The sequence below is a fragment of the Streptomyces sp. NPDC052023 genome (assembly GCF_044548465.1).
Taxonomy (GTDB): domain Bacteria; phylum Actinomycetota; class Actinomycetes; order Streptomycetales; family Streptomycetaceae; genus Streptomyces.
In genome coordinates this window covers 538,925-560,141 of record NZ_JBIUBW010000003.1, presented here as the reverse complement: position 1 = coordinate 560,141, position 21,217 = coordinate 538,925, and the positions used below count along the sequence as shown (strand labels likewise).

Genomic DNA, 21,217 nt, shown 5'->3' with positions numbered 1-21,217 from the left:
GGGCGGAGGCCGTGCAGGAGCGGGCGCGGGGGGCGACGACCGCCGGCCCGGATCCGTCGGGTTCCTGACGGATCCGGGCTCGTGTCACCCGCCGGTACGTGGACGGGCAGTCGCGAGTTCGTGCACCGCGGTGAGCCAGTGACGGCCGAGGCCGTCGATGCCGGTGAGGCCGTCATCGTGTACGACCGTCAGCCGGGCGTTGTCGTGGTAGGTCGTCAGGGCGGTGTAGCAGCGAAGTCCGCCGGCCAGGGCGATGAACATGGCGGCGCGGGTGGCCTGCCGGCCTTGGTGGGTGAGCTCGGGCCCGACTTCCATGGTGGACGCCAGGGCCGGGACCGCCCGGGCGTCGGCCAGACGCAGCGCCGCCCGCATCCCGATCGCCGCGGGCAGGCCGCCGAGCATGAGACGCGCGGCGTGGCGGTGATGGCTGCGCCTGAGGGGTTCGGTCTGTGAGATGACGTGCTCGAGCGCCCTGCGCGGATCGCTCTGCGCACAGGGCAAGGTCACCCGGGCCGTCACCAACGCGTTGCCGACCGCCAGTTCCTGGCCCGGCGCTCGCACCGACAGCGGCATGGAGATGGGCATCGGGGGGTGCGCCCGGCCGCTGTCCTCCTCGTGCCAGCGCCGGACGGCCTGCGAAAGGGCGGCCAGGTAGACGTCGTTGACGGTGCCGCCATGGATCCGGCGGGCCGTGCGGAGGTGGTCGAGGGCGGTGTCGGCGTGGAACATGCTCTGCGTCGCGGCGGGGCGGGCCGCGAAGGCCGGGGGGACACCGGGGGAACGCAGCGCGCGCAGGGCTTGTCCCGTCACCGACGCGAAGCCGCGCGGACCAGGGGTGACCGCGGGGTGCATCCGTGGTTGCCAGCCGGGCCGGTCGTCCAGGAGCGCACGGGTGATGCCGACGGCGGCGGCCCCGTCCCTGAGCGCGTGGTCGGACCGGAAGCACAGGGAGTGGCCCTTCGCCCTGGGGATCAGCCACAGGTCCCACGGCGGCCGGCCGGTCGCGGGCAGTGCGCTGATCATCATGCGGTCGGCTGCCCGGCCCTCTCCCTCCGGGCCCGTGTCCCGGCCTTGCGGCAGGCCGAGCTGGTGTACGTGGTCGTCCACCACCAGTTCCCGGACGGCCGTGAGCCCCCTCCCGTCCCTGTCGACCTCGTAGTGCAGGGACGCGATGTCCGGGAGGCGCTCGGCGACCCGGGCCCGCACACTGGTCAGCGACGGTGCCGGGCCGTCGAAGTCCAGCATGATGCCCATCGTGAGAGGACCGGCGGCGACCGCCCGGAAGGCACGGTCAACTGCCCCCAGCCTCTTCGGTGGAGGAGACGAGGCAGCGGGGTGGGAACGCATGGCGGACCTCTCGGGGCGGGGGTGGTGGATCTTCGCGCGAGCAGCCTGTCAAGCATGTCCGGCGAGCGAGCGGAGCATGCGGCCCGTACGGGCGAGCGGCACGCGTGGCCGCGCCGGCCGGGGCTCGCCGCCGGGCGGTGGGTCGGCGAAGATGGTGGGGTCAGCCGTTCCCGTTCGCCCGGAGTGTCCGCGCAGATGACTCCGTCCGCCCCAGGTCCGAGGCCGCCGACGATCGCGGATGTCGCACTCGCCGCCGGGGTTTCGCGTACCACCGTGTCGCACGCCCTCAACGGGCTCGGCAAGGTCGACCCACGGACCCGCATCAAGCAGGTCGCGGCGGAGCTCGGCTACCGGCCCGATCTGCGGGCGCAGCGGCTGCGGCGCGGGCAGGACAAGGCCATCGCACTCGCCTCCTCGATGCCGTTCGCGGTGGCGGGCGGGCCGTCCAGGCTCGGTTTCCACAGGGAGGTCGCCGCGGCTGCCGCGGAGAGCGCCCTGCTGCACGACTACGCGCTGGTGCTCGTGCCGCCCGTGCAGTCCGAGAGGGCGCTGTACTCCGTCGACATCGACGGCGCCATCGTGGTGGAGCCCGACGTGGCGGACGCGGCGGCGGCCCAACTACGCGCCGCGTACGAGCGTCTCGCCGAGGAGTACGGCTGGACACCGGCCGCTATCCGGCCCTGGACGGAGAGCCAGTATCTGAGGCCCCGCACCCACCGTCAAAGGCGCCGTCCAGAACGCCGGCTCGGCCGCGCCACGCCGACGGGCGGGACCGCCGGCCGCGGTCCCGCCCGTGTGCGTACTGCAGGGAGACGTCAGCGCAGCCCGAAGGCCCGGATGATCGTCTGTGAGACGGTGTTGCCCGCGCTGTCCCGGGCGCCGACCCGGAGGCTGACGAAGTCCGCTGCCCTCGGGGCATGCAGACGCGTGCGCCATCCGTCGCCGTGCCGGTCCGGTTCGGCCCGGTGCCAGGTCGCCCCGTCGTCGTAGGAGACCTCGACGGCGAGCCTGCCGACGCCGGCCGTCGTCCCTGGCATGTGCGAAGCCGAGACCGACATGCCGGTGCGCCGGTCCGCACGGCCCGCCTGGTCGGTGTCCACGTCGTAGTCGAGCTGGATCAGCGGCAGGGGTTCGGCCGCCTCGGTGCCCGTGACCCCGGAGGTGAAGTTCCACTCGGTCAGCGTGCGGGTCGAGTACGGGTGTTCCCAGGCACCGCGCTTGTTGTCGACCACCAGCCGGTACGGCAGGCGCTCCGGCGCGAGTTCGCCGGTCGTCAGCCGCTCGGCGTTGCCCCAGTCGAGCTCGCGGCCACCCTGGTGGAGCGACACCCGGTTGTCGGCGTCGTAGTTGGCGTAGGCGTCTCCGACATGGCCGGCGCCCGAGTCGCCCCAGCCCGGCGCGGGGATGTACATCGTGTCGAGATAGCGCACCGGCTGGAAGCCGCGGGCCATCCGGGGCCGCTGGACCGGACCGAACCAGCCGACCTCCGCGGTCTTCCTGGGCGCGTAGCGCAGGATGTCGATCGACTGCTGTCCGGTCTCCCCCGTGATGCCGGCCGCCTCCACCCAGGAGGCGCCCGAGGTGACCCAGTCGGTCCGCTCGCCCTGGGCGGGAGCGATGAGCCGGTTGCCGGCGGTCCAGCCCTCCCAGAGGTCGTAGCGGTACTCGTTCGCCTTGCCGGGCCGGTGGTTGCGGAACGAGACGTCCACCCGGCCCAGTTCGCCCGGCTCCACCCGCCAGGTCGGGTCCGCCGGGACCGCGCCGGACCAGTGGCGCACCACGTCGAAGACGTACGCGGTGGTGGGATGCGAGGTCACCTTCAGCGTGACGCCGCCGCGCCGCAGCCGCTGGATCAGGTCGCCGCCCTGGTCGGCGTCGAGCGTCGCCACCGTCAACGGCGCCGGGCTCAGCGGGCTGTACGCGTGTTCGTCCCAGGGCTCGAGCCGGCCGATGCCGTCGTTGACGACCAGGAGCAGGCGCGCGCCCGCGGCCGCGGCCGCCTCGGCCTGCTCACGGATCGCGGCGGTGTCGCTGCGGCGCACCACCACGGCCTTGCCGCGCACGTCGTGGCGGGCCGGTGACCCGGCCGTGCCGTCGTCGGCGAGGACCGCGGTCAGGGTCCTGGTGCCGGCCGGGAGCGGCTGGGCCGCGCGCTTGACCAGGAGGTCGTCGTAGGTCCGCGTACCCGTCGCCACGGTCAGGGCCGGCTGCGCGAGGCGGAAGCGGGCACCGAACGCGAACGCGCCGTCGGTGACCTTCCTGCCGGTGGGCAGAGCCCAGATGCTGTCGTAGGACGGGTCGGGCAGCATGGAGGACGCGAACAGGCTGTCGCTGAAGGACCGCTGGACGTCCAGCCGTGGCGCCACGGCCGTGGTCTGCCTCGGTGCGCGCGCGAGGATCCGACGTGCCTTGCGGCCGTCCAGGGTGACGGTACGGTCCTGGTCGAGCCGCACGTCGTTGAAGCCGAGCAGCGCCATGCCCCGCGAGTGGGGGCCGCCTGCCCCCTGTACATCGGCGACGGTCCATCCGCTGTAGTCGCCCTCGGGGAGCCGGGCCGTACCGGTTCCGGACGCGTCGAGGTCCATGACCTGGAAGCGGCCCTCGGACAGGAGGTAGACCCTGCCGGTCAGGGGCGCGCCCGACCGGTCCCTGGCGACGACGGTCAGGTCCCGCCGCGCTCCTTCCCTGGCGCCGCCGATCAGGGTGCGGGCCCGTACCTCTCCGGAGTCGTCCGTCGCTCTGATCATGCCGCTGACCGGCTTGTCGGCGGGCAGCCGGGCCAGGTCCGCGGTGAGGGAGACCGAGGTGGTGCCGTGGGCGGGAACGGTGACCCGGGCGTCGGAGAGGCCGAACAGCCCGGCCGGGGCGGTGGCGGCGTCGATCGCCAGGTCGAGGCCGACGGGGGTGTCGCCGACGTTGGTGTACGTGACCTTGCGGACGTCGGTCTCCCCCGGCTTCGGCGGCCAGAGGTGGAAGCCGGAGTGGACGCTGACGGTCGCGAAGACCGAGGCACGCACCGCCGCCTCGGCGTCGAGCCGCCCGGCACCGGCCTGGTGCGGGGTGTACGACGGGGTGGCCTTGGCGCTGCTGACCAGTGCCTCCTTCAGCCGCGCGCCGGTCCAGTCCGGGTGGGTGGCGGCCAGCAGCGCGGCAGCACCGGCGACGTGCGGTGTCGCCATCGACGTACCGCTCATCGTGGTGTAGTAGCCCGAGCCACGCCGGTAGTGGGTGCGCGCCGCGAGGATGTCGACGCCGGGTGCGGTGATCTCGGGCTTCAGGCCGGCGTCTCCGTCACGCGGTCCCTGGCTGGAGAACTCGGCGAGCCGGTCCTCGGAGTCCACGGCGCCCACGGTCAGCGCGGAGTCCGCGGCACCGGGACTGGTGATGGACTTCGGGCCGCCGTTGCCCGCCGCGACGACGAACAGCGCGCCCGTCTCGCGGCTGAGCCGGTCGACGGCCTCGCTCATCGGGTCGGTGTGGTCTCCGGCGCCGCCCAGGCTCATGTTGATGATCTTGGCCTGCTGGTCCCGGGCGGCCCATTCCATGCCCGCGATGATCCAGGACTCCTGGCCCCGGCCCTCGTTGTCGAGCACCTTGCCGATGCCCAGCCGGGCACCGGGTGCGACGCCCCGCTCCTTGCCCTCGGAGGCGCTTCCCGTGCCGGCGATCGTCGAGGCGACGTGCGTGCCGTGACCGTGGTAGTCGATGACGTCGGCCTCGTAGGGGACGAAGTTGGCCCCGGCGTCGATCTGTTCGGCCAGGTCGGGGTGTTCGGGGTCCACCCCGGTGTCGAGGACGGCGACCTTCACGCCCTTGCCGGTGTTGCCCTTCGCCCAGACCTGCTGGGCGCCGATCTGCGCGGTCGAGTCGGACAGGTCGGCGCTCACCTTGCCGTCCAGCCACACCTTGGCGATGCCGTTCGTGAAGGCCGGCTTCGCGCCGCGGGCCGCTGCCGTGGCCTTGCCGCCCGTGAGTGCGGACCAGAACGCCGTGGCCTTCTCGCGGGGCTGCGCGAGGGAGGCGCCCCGCATGCTGTTCAGCGGGCGGACGACCGTCGCCCCCGCCATCTTCGGCCGCGTCCGTGACCTGGCCGCGGAGTCGGTGTAACTCACGATGAGCGGCAGCCGGTCGGCGTGGGCGTCGTCGTAGCCGTCGGCGATCAGCTGTGTCACGTTGAACAGCCGCTTGTCGAGCGTTCCGGCGCTGACGTAGGGCAGGACGGCGTCGGGATACACGTACGTCGCGCCGTCGAGGACGGCGCGGTGGAAGCCGGTGGTGGTGCCGTTGGCGCCTTCGAAGGACCGGATCACGGTGCCGTCATCGGCCGTACCGATCGTCACCTTGTCGCCCGTGATCAGAGTGACGGTGTGCGTGCTGCCGTTGCCGGGTGACCGTTGTGCGGTGCCGGAGAGCGGCACCGCATCGGCCGGGTGCGCGGGTACCGCGGTGGCGGCCGGTATGACCCCGAGTACCAGGGCCGTGACCGCGCCGAGCGCGATCAGCCCGGGTCTGGGGAGGGGGACCATGCGCAAGGGGGCTCCTCGGGCTCCTGTGCAAGGGAAAGAACCTTGATCGTCCGGCCGGTCCCCACCCCGCTCAAGGGCCTGGTCGCGTCGCGGTTGTGCCATGGCGCAGTTGTGACGAGGTTCGCCGCCGGTCGGGTTCGGGGTACCTGGACCGCGAAGGGTCCGCCGACGGCCGGGAAGCAACCGGGCCCGAGAGACAGAAAGGGTGTGAGCATGCCGGACATGGACGCGTTCACCGACCGGCTCGATCCCGACATGTGCGTGGTGACCGCCGTCGCGGGCGGGGAGCGCGCCGGGTGCCTCGTCGGGTTCGCCTCGCAGTGCTCGCTGCGCCCGGTGCGGTTCGTGGTGTGGCTGTCCGAGACCAACCGCACCTTCCGGGTGGCGCGCTCCGCGGAGTTCCTGGCCGTCCATCTGCTCGCCAGGGACCAGTTGGGGCTGGCCGAGATCTTCGGGGGGCGGACCGGCGACGACGGGGACGACAAGTTCCAGGACGTCCGCTGGCGGCAGGGCCACGGCGGCGCCGTCGTCCTCGAGGACACCGAGGCATGGTTCGTCGGCCAGGTCGTGGAACGGGTCAGTGGCGGCGACCACGTCGGGTTCGTCCTCGACCCCGTCGAGTGGGGGGCGCGGAAGCGATCCGGCGGGCCGCTGCTCCGGCTCAGCGACGCCTACCGCATCGAACCCGGTCATCCCGTGGACTGACCCGGCGCCGCCCCTCTTCCCGGCATCCCGGCGGCGCCGGTCCGGCGGACCGTCAGCAGGGTTTGCGCCAGGTCCCCAGCTCCGGCTTCTTCAGCATCGACGACAGCCGCATCTCCCGTGCCGCCGGGCAGAATCGGTCCGTGGGCTCCGCGTACTCCACATGGAAGACCGCCTTGCCCGCCGCGATGAAGGGTGCGAGGCGCGCGCATTCGCCGTACTGGGCGCACTCCTCGTTGACCGCGAAGTCGAAGTCGTCCAGCAGTTGCGGGATCTGGGCCAGGTCGTTCTTGAGTCCCACGGACAGACCGCGCTCGTGGGCGATACGGGCGATCATGCGGTTGTAGCGGAGCTGGTCGTTCGCCGTCAGGGGGAAGCCGGTGTCGTTCGCGTAGCCCTCCACCAGGTCCGGTTCCACCGCGTCGAAGCCCTTGTCGCGGCACATGTCGAACCGGCGTTCCATGAGAGGCCGCAGGACCTCGACCTGGCGGATGTCCAGCCAGCGTTCACCGCGCCAGCCGTTGGGCCTGCCCAGGACGGAGCGCGGGAAAGCCCTCTCGTCGGGGCGGAAGTCCTCCCAGGCGCCGACGTTGATGTAACAGATCACCTTGCGGCCGTCCCGGTGCAGACGGGCCACGTCGGCGGCGCTGTTCTCGAAGCCGTCGATGTCGTAGACGGGCACGTCGACGGACGGGTCGGCCTTGCCGTCGAGCTGCCACTGCCAGGCCAGTCCGGGACGGGGTCGCCACAGCGCTCCGGACGTCCGGTCGGCTTCCCCGGAGCACGCGGCGAGCGTGGCAAGGAGCAACGCGGCGCTCAGGAACGCCGATACGAGCCGCCTCATCGGTCCGCCTCGGCCAGTGCGGGGGTCAGCCCCGACCAGGGGTTGGGCGGCTCCCCCGTCACCGGCCCGCACACCGCCGCGCCCCGCTGCAGCGCGGTGCGGACGGCGAGCGGAACGAGGGGTGCGGGCACGCCGTAGACGAGGTGGCAGAACCGTTCGGGCGGCTGCCGTTCGGTCCACGACGGGCGGCTGAACGCCGACACGTACGTGGACCAGTGGCCCTCGAAGGTGACGGTCAGGTCGGCGAGAGCCACGTAGCCGGGCGCGGGATGGACGCCCGGGTTGAGGACCACCGTCGTCACGCCGAGCTTGCGCAGCGCGCGGACCAGACGGCGGCAGGCAGGCAACCCCTCCGGCCCCGCGGTCGTCTGGTCGAGGAAGCAGCCGTCCGCGGCGTACCAATCCTGGTGCCGGCGCATGTCGGCGACGACCTGCGCCCGGTCCCGCGCGCCGTAGTCCGTGTCGACGTAGCCGAGCAGCCGGGCCCCCGCCGCGCGCAGTGCCTCGGCGGCGGCGAGGAACGCCGGATCCGGCACGTCGCCCGGGCCGTTCGCGGGGTTGAGCACGACGGCCCAGGTGCGGGCGGCCCGGGTGATCAGGTGGTGCCATGCGGCCGGGTCCTCGGCCGGATGGACGTAGAGCGGAATCAGCAGGCTCACGTCACCGGTACCCCTTCGGGGCCGGCGGACCGCGCGCCCGCCGCCGCCCACAGTGCCTTCAGTGAGGCGTCGAGACCGTGGGACGGCCGCCAGCCGAGTGCGGCGTGGGCGGCGGTGATGTCGGAGCACTGCCACGACACCTGGGCGGACCGCGCGGACCCGCCGCCACCGGCCTCGACGACACGGCCCCGGAAGCCCGCCACCACCGCCAGCCTCCGCACCAGTTCGCGCACCGGGATCGCCTCCCCGCCCCCGATGTTGAGCAGCGGTGGGAGTGGTCCCACGGCGGTGGCGGCCAGCTGGGCGGCCCGTGCCACGTCGCGTACGTCCACGAAGTCGCGGTGCGCCGACAGGTCGCCGAGCCGCACCGTCGCGTCCGGATCGCTCCCGGCGCCGGCCAGCAGTGCCGCCACCCGGCCGGGCAGCCCGGTGGGCGGTGCCCCCGGGCCCACCGGGTTCCCCACCCTCAGCACCACCGCGTCCAGGCCGGACGCGGTCACCGCCACCGTGCCCGCCAGCTTGGTCGCGCCGTACGGCCCTGCCGGGCCGACCGGGTCCGACTCCGTCACCCGCACGCCGGGGATGCCGGGGCCGTACTCGGCGGCCGAGCCGAGGTGGACCAGGCGGGCCGCGGGCGCCGCCTCCCGCAGGGCCGCGCACAGCAGGGCCGGGCCGCGCGCGTTCACCTCCGCGAGGGTGACGGCGTCCGCGCCGGTCGCGCCCGCGCAGTTGACGACGGCGTCGGGCGCCACCGACGCCAGTGCCCTGGTCAGGGCCTGCGGGCGGTCGGCGGCGAGGTCCACGGTGACGTCGGCGCCGGGTGAGCGGCCGCCGACGAGCAGCCGCGTGCCCGGCAGGGCACGCAGCCGGCCGGCGACATGGCCGCCCAGGTATCCGGTGGCGCCGAGGACGAGGATGCGCATCGGCGCTCAGGCTCCCTTGAGCAGCAGCGACTTGCGGCTGGTGAACTCCGCGTTGGCCCGGTCGTAGTCGTCGGGGCGCCCGATGTCCAGCCAGTAACCGTCGAACTCATAGGCGTATGGCGGGCGTTGGGCGGCGAGCAGGTCCAGCACCAGTTCGTCGAAGCCCAGCGGCAGTCCCGGCGTGTAGCCGTCGAGGGTGGCCCGGGAGACACCGTAGACGCCCATGGAGACCCGGTAGTCGATACTGGGCTTCTCGGTGAAGGCGACGACGCGGCTCGCGTCGGTGGTCAGCACCCCGAAGTCGATGTGCACCTTGCGGGCGTACGTGGCGATGGTCAGCGGGGCGCCCGATGCCTCGTGCCGCCGCAGCACGTCGGCGTAGTCGAGGTCGGTGAGCACGTCGCCGTTCATGACCAGGAAGTTCTCCGGCAGGCGCTCGCGCAGGTTCAGGAGCGGGCCCATGGTGCCCAGAGGGCTCTCCTCGGTGGCGTAGTCGACGCTCATGCCCCACTGCGTGCCGTCGCCGACGTAGGCGCGGATGATCTCGCCGAGGTGGCCTATGGCGATGGTGCAGTGGGTGAAGCCGGCCGTGGACAGCTGGCGCAGCACGATCTCCAGGATCGCGTGCTGATCGCCGATGGGGACGAGTGGCTTGGGCAGCGCGGTGGTGTACGGCCGCAGCCGGACGCCCTTTCCTCCGGCCAGGATGACTGCGTGCATGGCATACCTCCTGCGGGTACGTCCGGTCGGGTCAGATGTTGTAGATGCCGGTCTTGTAGCGGGCCAGGTTGGCCGGATCGGCGAACCAGCGGGCGGTCCGCGCGAGCCCTTCCTCCAAGGTGTGGCCGGGCCGCCAGCCGGTCGCCGACGTCAGCCGGCTCGCGTCGGCGACGAGCCGCATCACCTCGGAGCCCGCGGGCCGCAGGCGTTCGGGGTCCTCGCGGACGTCGAGGGGGGCGTCCATCACCTTGCCGATCAGCGCGACGAGGTCGCCGACGGAGATCTCGCCGCCGGTCCCGGCGTTGAAGGTGCGGCCGACGACCTTCTCGGCCGGGGCGGTGCCCACCGCGAGGAAGGCCTGCGCGGTGTCCTGCACGAACGTGAAGTCACGGGTGGGACGCAGGTCGCCGAGGGTGATGGTGCGCTGCCCGGCCGCCACCTGGCCGACGACGGTGGGGATCACCGCGCGCATCGACTGGCGCGGGCCGAAGGTGTTGAAGGGCCGCAGCGTCACCACGGGGGTGCCGAAGCTGGCGTGGTAGCTGTCGGCCAGCCGGTCGCCGCCCGCCTTCGAAGCGGCGTACGGCGACTGGGTGTTGATGGGGTGGTCCTCGGTGATCGGCACGGTCTGCGCGGTGCCGTACGTCTCACTGGTCGAGGTGTGCACCAGGCGCGGTGTCCCCAGCGCGCGTACCGCCTCCAGCACGTTGAGGGTGCCGGTGACATTGGTGTCCACGTAGCTGTGCGGGGCCTGGTAGGAGTACGGGATCGCGATGAGCGCGGCGAGGTGGTACGCGCAGTCGGCGCCGTCGAGCAGTCCGCGTACCGAGCCCGGATCTCGTACGTCGCCGAGGACGATCTCCACATGGTCGAGGACGTCGGCGGGCAGGGTCTCCAGCCAGCCGTAGGAGGAGAACGAGTTGTACTGGGCCATGGCCCGGACGCGGTGTCCGCGGGCGACGAGCGCCTCGGTGAGGTGCGAGCCGATGAACCCTTCGGCTCCGGTGACGGCGGCGAGCGGTGCGGAGGTCAACTCTCTGATTCCTTTCGTCGGTGGGACGGCCGGGGTGCCGCCGGCGGTCGCGGCGGGCGGGGACGGGCGAGGTCAGGCGTGCGGGGACGGCCTGCCGAGCAGCCTGATCGCGCAGGCCGCCAGACAGAGCGCGGCCACGCCGCAGACGGCCGGCAGCACGGCCGGACCCGGCGGCCGCTCCAGCCAGGTGACCGCTCCGGCGGTGCCGGCGGCCGCCAGGCAGAGCACGGCCGGCGGCCAGGCCACCCCGAACGCCTGCAGGAGCAGGGCGGTCCACAGGGTCGCCGCGAGCAGCAGGAGCGCGGCCGGGCCGGCCCCGGTGAGCAGGGCGGGGGGCAGCAACAGCAGCAGGTAGCCGGTCAGGCAGAGACCGAGGACGCCCGCGGAGCGGAGGACGAAGGCCCGGGGTGTCCGGCTGACCCGCAGCGCCGCGACGGACCATCCCCGGTAGCGGTAGAGCAGCCACTCGGCCGGCCCCATGCTCAGCGTCAGGGCGATCACCGCGTACGGGTGCTGCCGGCCCTCCAGCATGACCAGCACCGCCGCGGCCAGCCCGAACAGGCCGTACGGCAGCGAGGTGACGAGGCGCGGGCGTGGACCGGCGGCGGCTGCCGGGGTGGCGAGGCCGGCCCGCAGGACGCGGGCGGTGGCCGCGAGGGTGGCCAGCAGCGCCAGCAGGGGCAGCCCCAGCCGCGGTACGGGGCCCGGTTCCCACCACGGCAGCAGCGCGGCCCCCGCGATCAGCGGGCTCAGCGCGGCCAGCAGCAGCCGTTCCCGGCCGAGCACCAGCAGTACGCCGGCTGCCGCGAGGTACAGCGACTGCGCGCCAGCCACCGCGAGGACGGCACCGTCGCCTCCGGCGGGCAGCGCGGCGAGGCCCGTGGCCACGACCGCCCCCAGCGCGGCGCCCGCCAGCAGGGTGCCGGACGCTTCCCGACGGCCCGTCACCAGCCTGAGGTGCGCGCGGTGACCGAGTGCCTGTCCCCACGCCCAGGAGGCGATGCCCGCCACGATCAGGACGGGGGCGTACCGGTCGACCGGCCACAGCGGGGCGGTGAGCAGGTAGGCCAGGGCAGGCAGCGCGAACAGCACGCCGCGCAGCAGGCAGCGCACCGTGTCGGGCCGCCACGGGTCGGGCGCCGCCGGCGGTTCGGGGAACGTCCGGGGTACCCGCGCGTACAGCGCGGACGCCAGCGAGAACAGGTTCGGGTGGCCGTAGCGCTCGTTGACGACGGATGCGGACAGGCCGTCCGCCTCCAGCAGCGCGGCCACCTCGTAGGGGTGGACGGCCGGGCCGATGCGGTCGGCGAGTTCGGCGGCGAGCGCGCTGACCGCGTCCTCGTCGGGGCCCTGCCGCGGCACCCGGACGGCGAGCGTCGCGTCGTCCTCCGTGTCGTCCCGTGCCCAGCGGGGACGGCGGCGCCGGGGCTGTGCCAGCCGCAGCGCCAGCGTGTCCTGTTCGGCGCCGCCCGGTTGGAGGGATATCGGCCCGCTCATACGGCGAGGCTCCCCGTGCCGGTGACCGCCGGGGCGGGCAGCACGATCCGGGCGGGCGGCTCCTGGGTGACCGTGGCGAGTTCGTGGTAGATCGCGCGGAAGGTGTCGATGGTCTGCCGCAGCGTGAACTGCTCGATCACCCGCAGCCGTGCCGCCTCGCCCATGGCCCGGCGCCGGGCGGGATCGCCCAGCAGTTCCAGCGCGGCGGCGGCCATCGCCTCCGGGTCGCGCGGCGGCACCACGAGGCCGGTGCCGCCGACGGCCTCCCGCACACCGCCGACATCGGTGGAGACGGTCGCGCGCCCGCACGACATGGCCTCGATCAGGGTGAAGGGGAAGCCCTCACTGATGCTGGACAGCATCACGACGTTGCCGGCCGCGTAGGCGTCCTTGATGTCGTCGACGCGTCCCTCGAACGTCACGGCGTCGGCGTGTCCCAGCTCGGCGGCCAGGGCCTCGCAGCGCTCCCGGTAGGCCTCCCCGCCCCGGGGCGTACCGCCGAACATCCGCAGCCGGGCGCCGGGCAGCCGGTCGCGGACGAGGGCGAAGGAACGGATCAGGGTCTCCAGGTCCTTGATCGGGTCGACCCGGCCGGCCCAGCTCAGGGTGGGCGTCTGCGGCTCGGGGCCGGCCGGGGGGAACGCGGCGGGGTCGACGCCGTTGTAGACGGTGCGGATCGACGCGGGGTCGGCGCCGCCCTGTTCCTCCCACAGCCGGTTGTAGCGGTTGCCGGGGGTGATCAGCGCCGCCCGGCGGTAGCTCTCCTCGGCCAGCAGCCGGAAGAATCCGAGGATCACGGCCTTGACCGGCCAGCGGTAGGGAGCGGTGCGGTAGCCGAGGTAGCGCTCGCGCAGGTACACACCGTGCTCGGTCAACAGCAGCGGCACACCGTGCCGTTCGAGGGCCGCGAGGCCGGGCAGTACGGCGACCCCTCCGCTGACGGCGTGCGCGACGCCGTCCTCGGGCGGCGGCGCGGCCAGCGGGCGCAGGGCGTGCTCGAGCAGGCCGGTGGCGGTGAGCGCGTCGTGCAGCGTCGGCCCCGCCTCGCGCACGGCCAGTCCGGGCCGCCGCCATACGGAGGTCAGGACCGCGATGGCGGCGTCGCCCCGCAGGAAGGGGCTGAGCACTCCGTCCGCCGCCGCCCGCGCCAGTTCGTACAGGGACGGCGCGAAACCTTGCTCGGCGCGCGGGTCGAGCAGCGCGGTCAGGAACCGCTCGTAGGCGCCGGCGACTCGCCGGTGGGCCCTGCCCCGGGGCGGGCGGCCCGCCGGGGCGTCACCCCACATGGGCAAGGACAGGACGCCGCGCACATGGTCCGGCAGGTCCCACACGACCTGCTCGCGGCCGGTGCCGGTGACGGCGATGACGTCGAAGCCGATGTCCGGCATGCCGGTGACGAGCTGGTCGCACCAGACGCTCACGCCGCCGTGACTGTGCGGGTAGGTACCTTCGGTGAGGAGGGTGACACGGGTCGCGCCGGAGTGCCGCCCGCTGGGGTGAACGCGCATCGGTGTGCTCCACGGCCGAGGTGTGGGTGGTCGTGCCGGCCCCGGCCGCCGACGGGCGGCCGGGACCTCGCTGCCGGTGGGCCCGGTCAGCGCCCCGCGCCGGGGGAAAGGGGTTCGGCGACGCCCTCGGGCACGCGGGTGTCCGGTGCCGGTTCGCCGGCCGGGCCGGGCCCTGACGCGTCGGGGGCCGTGGAAGTGGTGGCGGACGCCGGGAGGGTGAGGGTGAGTGGTGCGTCCGCCAAGGTGGTCCATCCGGACCTGTCGCCCGCGTACGCCTCTGCGAAGGCGGAGCCGCCCCGCGTGGTGCCCTCGGGCATCGTCGCGGGAATCGCGACGCCGCCGGGACCCTCGACGGTGATGGTGGTGCCGGTGCGGTAGGCGGTGACCTGGCCGGACTCCACGGCGCTGCGCCACGCGGCGCGGCGCTGGAGCTCGGTGCCGATGTCACGCATCCGCAGGTTGACCACCGGGGTGTTCTCCGCGAAGAGCGTGGCGTAGCCGGCGAGCACGCCGTCGAGGACGGGGTAGGCGATGCGGTCCTCCGCCAGGTTCGACTGGTGGATGAAGTGCGGCCTGGGGTCGTTGGCGAGGACGTGGCCGAGGGCGATCTGCCGCTCCAGCGGAACGATGTGGTCCTGGTAGCCGGTGGCGAGGTCCAGCGGGGCGGGCATACAGGTGGTGGTGTGCGGGTTGTCCTCGCAGATGCCGCTGCCGCCCTGCGCGCGGCTGGTGTAGATCCAGTTGTACTCGTCGACCTGTTCGGCCGCCCGCCCGGCGTTGTAGAAGACGTTCATCGGGTGGCGGGGAACGGTGGTGGCGGGCCCGACGGTCCGCTGGCCGGGCTCGCGGGAGTTGTCCGAGGCCAGCCACTCGACGCCGTTGTCGGCCAGGGCGAGCGCCAGATGGGGGTTGTCCGACGTCTGCTGCGGCAGCACCCGCAGCCCGGAGTGCTCCCCGGTGACCAGCTCGTCGTCGTCCACCGGCAGTCCCGCGACCTCGCCCCACACACGGTTGTCGGCGATCTCGTCGGAGATGTCCTCGCGGCTGACCCAGTCGACCGATCCGTTCGCGTGGGTCGCGCACCGCCACGGCACGACCGTGGTGTCCTGCCGGCAGCCGAGGAAGGCGTGGGTATAGGTGTGGTTGACCCAGCGGAACTCGTCGCGTTCGGCGACGAACCGGTCGGCCAGCGGGTCGGCGCCGTTGTTGTCCTCGCGGTGGTCGACGCTGCCGGCTCCGTTGTAGGCGAGGTCGAGGGTGAAGCCGCGCTCGCGCTGCCAGGCCACGGCGTGGTCGACGTCGGCCGCGGTCATGCGGATCGGGTCGGGCGTGGCGTTCGGGTCCGTGCAGTCCACGTCGCCGGGCGTGCAGTTGAGCGTGGGGTTCCAGCGGTCGTCCGCCGCGAAGACGTCGTCGACGTGCACGGCGAAGTAGTTGCGGGACGCGCCCAGGTGGACGCCGCCGGTCATCCACGCGACGATGCCCCGGGCCAGCAGCCGGAACTGCTGCTGGTACCGGTTGTAGACGAAGGTCACGACGAGTTCGCGCCGCCCGTCGTGCCGGTACTCACCCACCAGCGAGCCCCGCTTGGCCGTTCCGGGGATGGCCGCCTCCACGTACGGGGTGAAGTCGGCACCCGCCGCCGGGGTCGACAGGTACGCGTAACTCTCGCCGACGGCCGGCGAGTTGTCCTCGAAGGGCACCACCCCTTCGAGGTAGCCGAACGGGCCTGACCGGCCGGCGTCGGTGACCTGGGCACGCACCCCGTCCACGGTGCCGGAGTAGCCGCCGTACACCGGGTACTGCAGCCCCGCCTCGGGGCGGGCGTAGGTGTACGCGTCGACCTGCGGGATGTCGTAGGTCCGCTCGTAGGCGGCGAGCGCGGCCATCTCCGGGGAGTTCGCGGGGAACGGATTGTCGTTGGGCAGCACGACGGCCTGGAACTTGGCGCGGTCCCGGCCGTCCACGGTGTCCGCGAGGAAGCCGCTGTCGATCACGGGCCGGTCGGCGCGCGTGAGGTCGATCTCCGTGTACGGCGTTCCGGCGGCGTCCAGTTCCGCCGCGATGGCGTCGGTGGCCGGGCCGCCGTCGCTCACGACGAGCACCCGCAGATCGACGCGCGCGTCCGCGGCGGCGGGCGCGGCCGTGGCGGGCACACAGACGGCGGCTATCAGCGCGCCCGTCGTGAGCAGGGTGGTGCGTAAGGTCCGCTTCATGCGGTGCTGTCCCCTCCCAGGGCAGGGGTGAGTACAGCTCCGCGGAGCGGACGCACCCCCTTGCGTGCCGCCGGCTTCCCCCTCAGAGACCGGTCGTGCACGCATCCGTCGCGTCAAATGGTGGGGCACCTGTGAAGCTTTTGTGGTCCCGCTGCGAAACCTGACGGAAAAACGCAGGTGCGCCTGGGGCTCCCGGTCGGCGGGGGACGAGGATACGGCCACCCGCCACCGACTGCGGCCGGCCACCGCTTCGGGGCGGACTTCGCAGGTGGGAGGGGGAATACGAACCACCGGCGGACCCTGGGGGGCCGCCGGTGGGGCTGTCATCGACAGCGAGCTGTCCGCAGGACGACCATGGACCTGTTTCTGGTCATCGCGTCCCGCCCGGCACGGGCGTCAGGCGCAGAGCACGCGCGTCTCGGGCGTGTAGACCGGGCCGCCGCTGATGTTCGTGGTGTCGCTGAACTCGGCGTAGAAGTACGAGTAGAAGCCGATGTTCCCGTTGCAGCCGGAGTCCGGGGCGACCTGCAGCGTCAGCGTCACGGTCCGGCTCTGGCCGGGCGGGATGGTCGCGCCGTAGTTGGCGCCGAGGTCGGCGGGGCCGGTGCCGGAGCAGGAGCTGGTGCCGCTGGGCGCGGTGAGGGTGCAGCCGGTGAAGGAGTACTTCAGGTCGGGGCGCTGGGTGGTCAGCCAGGTCGGGTCGATCGTCTGGTAGACGAACCAGATGTCGTAGGTCTTGTTGTTCGTAAGCGTCATCGACACGTTCACGGTGCCGCCGGGCGTGGTCGTGGCGGCGTCCGTGGTGAACGTCAGTTCGGCGGGGGCCGGCGCGGCGCTCGCGGCGGGGGCCAGACCGAACACGGCGAGGACCAGGGCGAGGACGGTGGTGAGACCAAGGCGTCTCATCAAAGGTGATCGCATGGCCAGGGAGGCTAGGCACGGGGGCGATGCGGCGTCTGCCCCCGATCGGGAGCCGTGATCCGGCGACGACCGAAAGTGTGCTTGGTGTGCAGGTCGTGCGGCGGAAGTGTGACGGGGTGCCGTGGATCGTATACGTGCACGCTGCCGCCGGTGCGGCGCACCGGCGGAAGAATCATGGCGCGGGTGGCGGCCCCCGGGCACTGCGGCGGCGCTATTGGCGCGTACCGATCGGGTGGGTGGTTCCCTGGGACCTGCCGGACCGGGACCTCACCGCTCGATCTCGGTCATGAGGCGGTTTTCGGCCGGCTCCGGAGCGGCGGGGCTGCCGACCCGCGCACCCCGGCAGGTGCTTCCCGCCGCAGTCATGTCGCGGCCGGGACACCCAGCTCGGCGAGCAGTCCGCGAACGCGTTGCTCGATCTCGTCGCGGATCGGGCGGACGGCATCGACACCCTGGCCCGCGGGGTCGTCCAGCTGCCAGTCCAGATACCGCTTGCCCGGGAACACGGGACAGGTGTCACCGCACCCCATGGTGATCACCACGTCGGACGCCCGCACGGCTTCGGTGGTGAGGATCTTCGGGATCTCGGCGGAGATGTCGATGCCGCGCTCCCCCATCGCCGCCGCGACGGCGGGATTCACGGCGTCGGCCGGAGCCGAACCCGCCGCGCGGACCTCCACCCGGCCGGCCGCGAGACGGGCGAGGAAAGCGGCGGCCATCTGGGAGCGGCCGGCGTTGTGGACGCAGACGAACAGCACGGAGGGACGTGAGGTACTCATGGCAGGTGTCCTTGCGGTAGGCGGTCAGGAGGAGGCGAGCCGGGGCTCGCCCTGCGGGACGGCGACGTCAGCCGCGCGAGCGGGACGCCCGTGGACGAGCGCCACGGCGCCCAGCCCCAGAGCGGCGCCGAGCAGTTGCGCCGCGACGAACGGCGCCACGGAGCCGGGGGCCATCCCGGCGAAGGTGTCGGTGAACGCGCGGCCGATGGTCACCGCCGGGTTGGCGAAGGAGGTGGAGGAGGTGAACCAGTAGGCCGCCCCGATGTACGAGGCCACGGCGGCCGGGCCGAGGGCGGCGCGGCCGATGCGGTCCAGGCCGAGGACGAGCAGGATCAGCCCTGCCGTGGCGACGGCCTCACCCAGCCACAGGTGCCCGGCGAAACGGTCGTGGGTGGAGAACTTCACCAGCGGCCGGGCGAACACGGCGTCCGCCGGGACCGCGCCGCCGATCGCCCCGGCCACCTGCGCCGGCACGTACGCCGCGACCTCCCGCAGGGCCGGGCCCGTGCCGTCCCGGCGGCCGATGACCCAGACGGCGAGAGTGACGGCGGGGTTGAAGTGCGCGCCGGAGACCGGCCCGAACAGCGTGATCAGCACGGCCAGACCGAGGACGGTGGCGAAGGAGTTGGCGAGCAACTGCACGCCGGGGTCCCGCGACAGCTCGGCCGCCTGGATGCCCGAGCCGACGACGACCGCCACCAGCAGACCGGTCCCCAGAGCTTCGGCGGCGACCCGCCGCATCAGTGGCGCGCTCACGCGGTGGTCTCGGCGGTCCGCCGCGCCGACAGGAACGCGGCGAGCTGCTCCAGGACCCCGGGCAGCACCCGGTAGTAGACCCAGGTGCCACGGCGCTCGCAGTCGATGAGGCCGGCTTGCCGCAGCAGCTTGAGATGGTGGGAGATCGTCGGCTGGGACAGCTCGAAGGCCGGTGTCAGCTCGCACACGCACACTTCGCCGCCCTCCCCGGGCGAGGCGATCATCGACAGCAGCCGCAGCCGCACCGGGTCGCCCAGGGCCTTGAAGAGGCGTGCCAGCTCCGCGGCCCGCGCCTCATCCCAAGGGCGCGGCGGCCAGGCCTTCACAGCAACCGGCGTCCTGGCCGATCACCTCAAGCTCTTGCTTCGACATACCTCTATATTGACACCCCTCGATTCAAGGCGCAAGGTTGTATCAACGAACGTCGATACACAGTTCCGGGCACCGTTCCGAGCCCGGCCACCGGTCCCGCCTTCGAGGAGTGCGTCATGAACGGAGAGAACACCGACCTGCGTGAGACCGTCCGCAGGCGGTACGCGGAAGCGGCCCTGAAGGTCGCCGAGGGCGGCACCGCCTGCTGCGGCCCCGAGCCGACCGAGGTCGACGAGAACTTCGGCTCCACCCTCTACGGCGACGACGAGCGCGGCGCCCTGCCCGTCGAAGCCGTGGCCGCCTCCCTCGGCTGCGGAAACCCCACCGCCGTCGCCGGACTTCGCGAGGGCGAACGCGTCCTCGACCTCGGTTCCGGCGGCGGCATCGACGTCCTGCTCTCCGCCCGCCGCGTCGGCCCCACCGGCAAGGCATACGGCCTCGACATGACCGACGAGATGCTCCAGCTGGCCCTGGCCAACGCCCGGAAGGCGGGCGCGGCGAACGTCGAGTTCCTCAAGGGCACGATCGAAGCCATCCCCCTGCCCGCGAACAGCGTCGACGTGGTCATCTCCAACTGCGTCATCAACCTGTCGACGGACAAGCCGGACGTGTTCGCCGAGACCTTCCGCGTACTGAGGCCCGGCGGCCGGATCGGCCTCTGCGACGTCGTCGCCGACGACACCCTGACCCCCGAACGACGCGCCGAGCGCGGCGACCACGTCGGCTGCATGGCCGGCGCGCTCTCCTTCGCCGAGTACCGCCGGGGTCTCGAGGCCGCCGGATTCACCGACATCGAGATCACCCCGACCCACGCGGTCGCGGACGGCATGTACTCCGCGCTCGTGCGGGCCACCAGGCCCCGGCAGTCAGCCGCCGCTCAGCTTCCCGTGCCCCCGGCAGGGCCCTGACACGCCCGGGCGATGAGCAGGGCCACGTCGTCGTGGTCATCCCCGTCGCGCAGGATGTGCAGCAGCAGGTCGCAGGTGGCGTCCAGCGGCCGGGCGGGGTCGTCGAGGACAGCGAGGAGAGCGTCCAGGCACGAGTCGATCGGCAGGTCGCGCCGCTCGACCAGACCGTCGGTGTAAAGCACGAGCTGATCCCCCGGCCCGAAGTCGAGGGCGGTGGCGTCGAAGGGAATGCCGCAGCCGCCCAGGGGCGCGCCCGTGGGCAGGTCGAGGAGATCGCGGGCGCCGCCGGAGCGGAGCAGGACCGGCGGCAGGTGCCCGGCGAGGGAGACGCAGCACTGCCCGGTGCTGGGATCGAACACGGCATAGACGCAGGTCGCGAGGGTCTCCAGACCGTCGGTGATGTGGTCGAGATGATGCAGGACCTGGTCGGGCGCCAGATCGAGCTCGGCCAGCGTACGCGTGGCGGTGCGCAGCTGCCCCATGGCCGCGGCGGCCGCGACGCCGCTGCCCATGACGTCACCGACGACGAGCGCCGTCTTGTCGCCCGCCAGGGGAATGACGTCGAACCAGTCGCCGCCGATCTCGATGGTGGCCTGTGCGGGGCGGTAGCGGTAGGCGACGTCGAGACCGGGGCGACGCGCAGGGGGGTGCGGCAGCAGGCTGCGCTGCAGGGTGAGGGCGGTGCGGCGCTGCTCTTCCACGGCGCGGTGCCGGTCGGTGACGTCGACGCTGGAGGTGGCTACTCCCAGCACCTTCCCGTTGGGGGCTTCGAGCCGGTAGAACGAGACCGACCAGGCGTGATCGTTGTCCGGGTCGGCGGCCGTGCGGCCCACGGTGTACTGGTCCAGGATCGGGATTCCGGTGGTGAGGACCTCACGCATGGCTGCCTCGAAGGACTGGTCGAGGAAGGGCAGCACCTCGCTGACGTGGCGGCCGACGTGCTCGGCGGCCGGCACGCCGTTCATCCGTTCCTCCGCGGGGTTGACGGAGATGTACCGGAGCTCGGTGTCCAGCATTCCCAGTCCGATCGGGGACTGGGACACCAGCTGGTCGGACAGGGCCAGGTTCCGCTCCACCCGCCGCAGTGTCGCCTGGTCCGCGGCCAGCCCCAGCGCCCAGTACTCGCGCTGGTCGTCCAGCAGCCGCATGTTGCGGAACTCCACCAGGCGCGTGCTGCCGTCCTTGTGCCGGACCGGGAAGACCCCCGCCCAGCTCTCGCCGTCCCGCATGACCTGGTCGAACAGTGCCAGCACCGTGTCGAGGTGCTCCTCGTCGATCAGCAGGCGGCCGGCGTACTGGCCGACGGCCTCGTCGGCCGTGTAACCGAAGAGGATCTCGGCCTGCGGGCTCCAGAGATCGATCCTGCCCGCGGAATCGAGCAGGACGGCGGCCACGTTCAGCACGTCGAGCAGGCCGCCCGGCCCGGACGCGACCACGCCCGCCGCGCCGGGCTCACCCCGGAACGGTTCGGTCGCACCCATGCCCAAGGCTCCCTCCGGCCGCCGA

16 protein-coding genes and 2 pseudogenes are annotated in these 21,217 nt (G+C 73.0%); 3 read left to right on the top strand and 15 right to left on the bottom strand.

What is annotated here, in order from left to right:
• Nucleotides 1–84: 84 nt before the first annotated feature.
• Entirely contained in the window at nucleotides 85–1,245 is a 1,161-nt protein-coding gene (locus tag ACIHCM_RS10120) for a condensation protein (RefSeq protein ID WP_399892020.1), read from the bottom strand.
• Between the two features lie 297 nt (nucleotides 1,246–1,542).
• On the opposite strand from ACIHCM_RS10120, the pseudogene ACIHCM_RS10115 reads away from it, so the two are divergent.
• Nucleotides 1,543–1,971, top strand: a pseudogene (locus ACIHCM_RS10115) (LacI family DNA-binding transcriptional regulator); the annotation flags it as partial.
• 191 nt (nucleotides 1,972–2,162) lie between these two features.
• On the opposite strand, the gene ACIHCM_RS10110 reads toward ACIHCM_RS10115, so the two are convergent.
• Complete coding sequence (locus ACIHCM_RS10110; RefSeq protein WP_399892017.1) at nucleotides 2,163–5,873, bottom strand: S8 family serine peptidase; 3,711 nt, start codon at nucleotides 5,871–5,873, stop codon at nucleotides 2,163–2,165.
• A gap of 213 nt (nucleotides 5,874–6,086) precedes the next feature.
• On the opposite strand from ACIHCM_RS10110, the gene ACIHCM_RS10105 reads away from it, so the two are divergent.
• Nucleotides 6,087–6,578 carry a flavin reductase family protein gene (locus ACIHCM_RS10105; protein ID WP_399892014.1) on the top strand — a complete coding sequence of 164 codons (492 nt, stop codon included), beginning with the start codon at nucleotides 6,087–6,089 and terminating at the stop codon, nucleotides 6,576–6,578.
• Nucleotides 6,579–6,630: 52 nt separating this feature from the next.
• Here the strand turns inward: ACIHCM_RS10105 and ACIHCM_RS10100 are convergent, their stop codons facing one another.
• The 12 genes and pseudogenes from ACIHCM_RS10100 to ACIHCM_RS10045 all read right to left on the bottom strand — a co-directional run bounded on the left by ACIHCM_RS10100 (nucleotide 6,631) and on the right by ACIHCM_RS10045 (nucleotide 18,803).
• Nucleotides 6,631–7,419 (bottom strand): endo alpha-1,4 polygalactosaminidase, encoded by a 789-nt coding sequence (locus ACIHCM_RS10100; RefSeq protein WP_399892011.1) that lies wholly within the window; start codon nucleotides 7,417–7,419, stop codon nucleotides 6,631–6,633.
• Nucleotides 7,416–8,078: a spherulation-specific family 4 protein gene (locus ACIHCM_RS10095; protein ID WP_399892008.1), complete on the bottom strand. Its 663-nt coding sequence runs from the start codon at nucleotides 8,076–8,078 to the stop codon at nucleotides 7,416–7,418. The genes ACIHCM_RS10100 and ACIHCM_RS10095 overlap by 4 nt, the downstream gene beginning before the upstream one ends.
• A complete protein-coding gene (locus ACIHCM_RS10090) occupies nucleotides 8,075–9,001 on the bottom strand; it encodes an NAD-dependent epimerase/dehydratase family protein (protein WP_399892005.1) in 927 nt (308 codons plus the stop codon). Before ACIHCM_RS10090 ends, ACIHCM_RS10095 begins: the two co-directional genes overlap by 4 nt.
• A gap of 6 nt (nucleotides 9,002–9,007) precedes the next feature.
• On the bottom strand, nucleotides 9,008–9,721 hold the full coding sequence (locus ACIHCM_RS10085; RefSeq protein ID WP_399892002.1) for an NDP-sugar synthase: 714 nt from the start codon (nucleotides 9,719–9,721) through the stop codon (nucleotides 9,008–9,010).
• A 31-nt stretch (nucleotides 9,722–9,752) separates the two neighbouring features.
• On the bottom strand, nucleotides 9,753–10,754 hold the full coding sequence (locus tag ACIHCM_RS10080) for a GDP-mannose 4,6-dehydratase (RefSeq protein ID WP_399891999.1): 1,002 nt from the start codon (nucleotides 10,752–10,754) through the stop codon (nucleotides 9,753–9,755).
• 72 nt (nucleotides 10,755–10,826) lie between these two features.
• A complete protein-coding gene (locus tag ACIHCM_RS10075) occupies nucleotides 10,827–12,251 on the bottom strand; it encodes a hypothetical protein (protein WP_399891996.1) in 1,425 nt (474 codons plus the stop codon).
• The gene (pelF, locus tag ACIHCM_RS10070) at nucleotides 12,248–13,759 is read right to left on the bottom strand and encodes a GT4 family glycosyltransferase PelF (RefSeq protein ID WP_399891993.1); all 1,512 of its coding nucleotides are present in this window, start codon (nucleotides 13,757–13,759) and stop codon (nucleotides 12,248–12,250) included. Before pelF ends, ACIHCM_RS10075 begins: the two co-directional genes overlap by 4 nt.
• An 86-nt stretch (nucleotides 13,760–13,845) precedes the next feature.
• Entirely contained in the window at nucleotides 13,846–15,975 is a 2,130-nt protein-coding gene (locus ACIHCM_RS10065) for a hypothetical protein (protein WP_399891990.1), read from the bottom strand.
• 396 nt (nucleotides 15,976–16,371) lie between these two features.
• A complete protein-coding gene (locus tag ACIHCM_RS10060; RefSeq protein WP_399891988.1) occupies nucleotides 16,372–16,896 on the bottom strand; it encodes a hypothetical protein in 525 nt (174 codons plus the stop codon).
• A 362-nt stretch (nucleotides 16,897–17,258) separates the two neighbouring features.
• Nucleotides 17,259–17,675, bottom strand: a complete 417-nt coding sequence (locus ACIHCM_RS10055; protein ID WP_399891985.1) for an arsenate reductase ArsC — start codon at nucleotides 17,673–17,675, stop codon at nucleotides 17,259–17,261.
• A gap of 24 nt (nucleotides 17,676–17,699) precedes the next feature.
• Nucleotides 17,700–18,431, bottom strand: a complete 732-nt coding sequence (locus ACIHCM_RS10050) for an aquaporin (protein ID WP_399891982.1) — start codon at nucleotides 18,429–18,431, stop codon at nucleotides 17,700–17,702.
• Nucleotides 18,428–18,803 (bottom strand): annotated as a pseudogene (locus ACIHCM_RS10045) (ArsR/SmtB family transcription factor). Before ACIHCM_RS10045 ends, ACIHCM_RS10050 begins: the two are co-directional and overlap by 4 nt.
• A 116-nt stretch (nucleotides 18,804–18,919) precedes the next feature.
• Here ACIHCM_RS10045 and arsM point away from each other — a divergent pair.
• A complete protein-coding gene (gene arsM, locus ACIHCM_RS10040; RefSeq protein ID WP_399891979.1) occupies nucleotides 18,920–19,711 on the top strand; it encodes an arsenite methyltransferase in 792 nt (263 codons plus the stop codon).
• On the opposite strand, the gene ACIHCM_RS10035 is transcribed toward arsM, so the two are convergent.
• Nucleotides 19,681–21,192, bottom strand: coding sequence for a SpoIIE family protein phosphatase (locus ACIHCM_RS10035; protein WP_399891976.1), 1,512 nt, complete (start codon nucleotides 21,190–21,192; stop codon nucleotides 19,681–19,683). The two genes, arsM and ACIHCM_RS10035, sit on opposite strands and share 31 nt — an antisense overlap.
• Nucleotides 21,193–21,217: the final 25 nt, after the last annotated feature.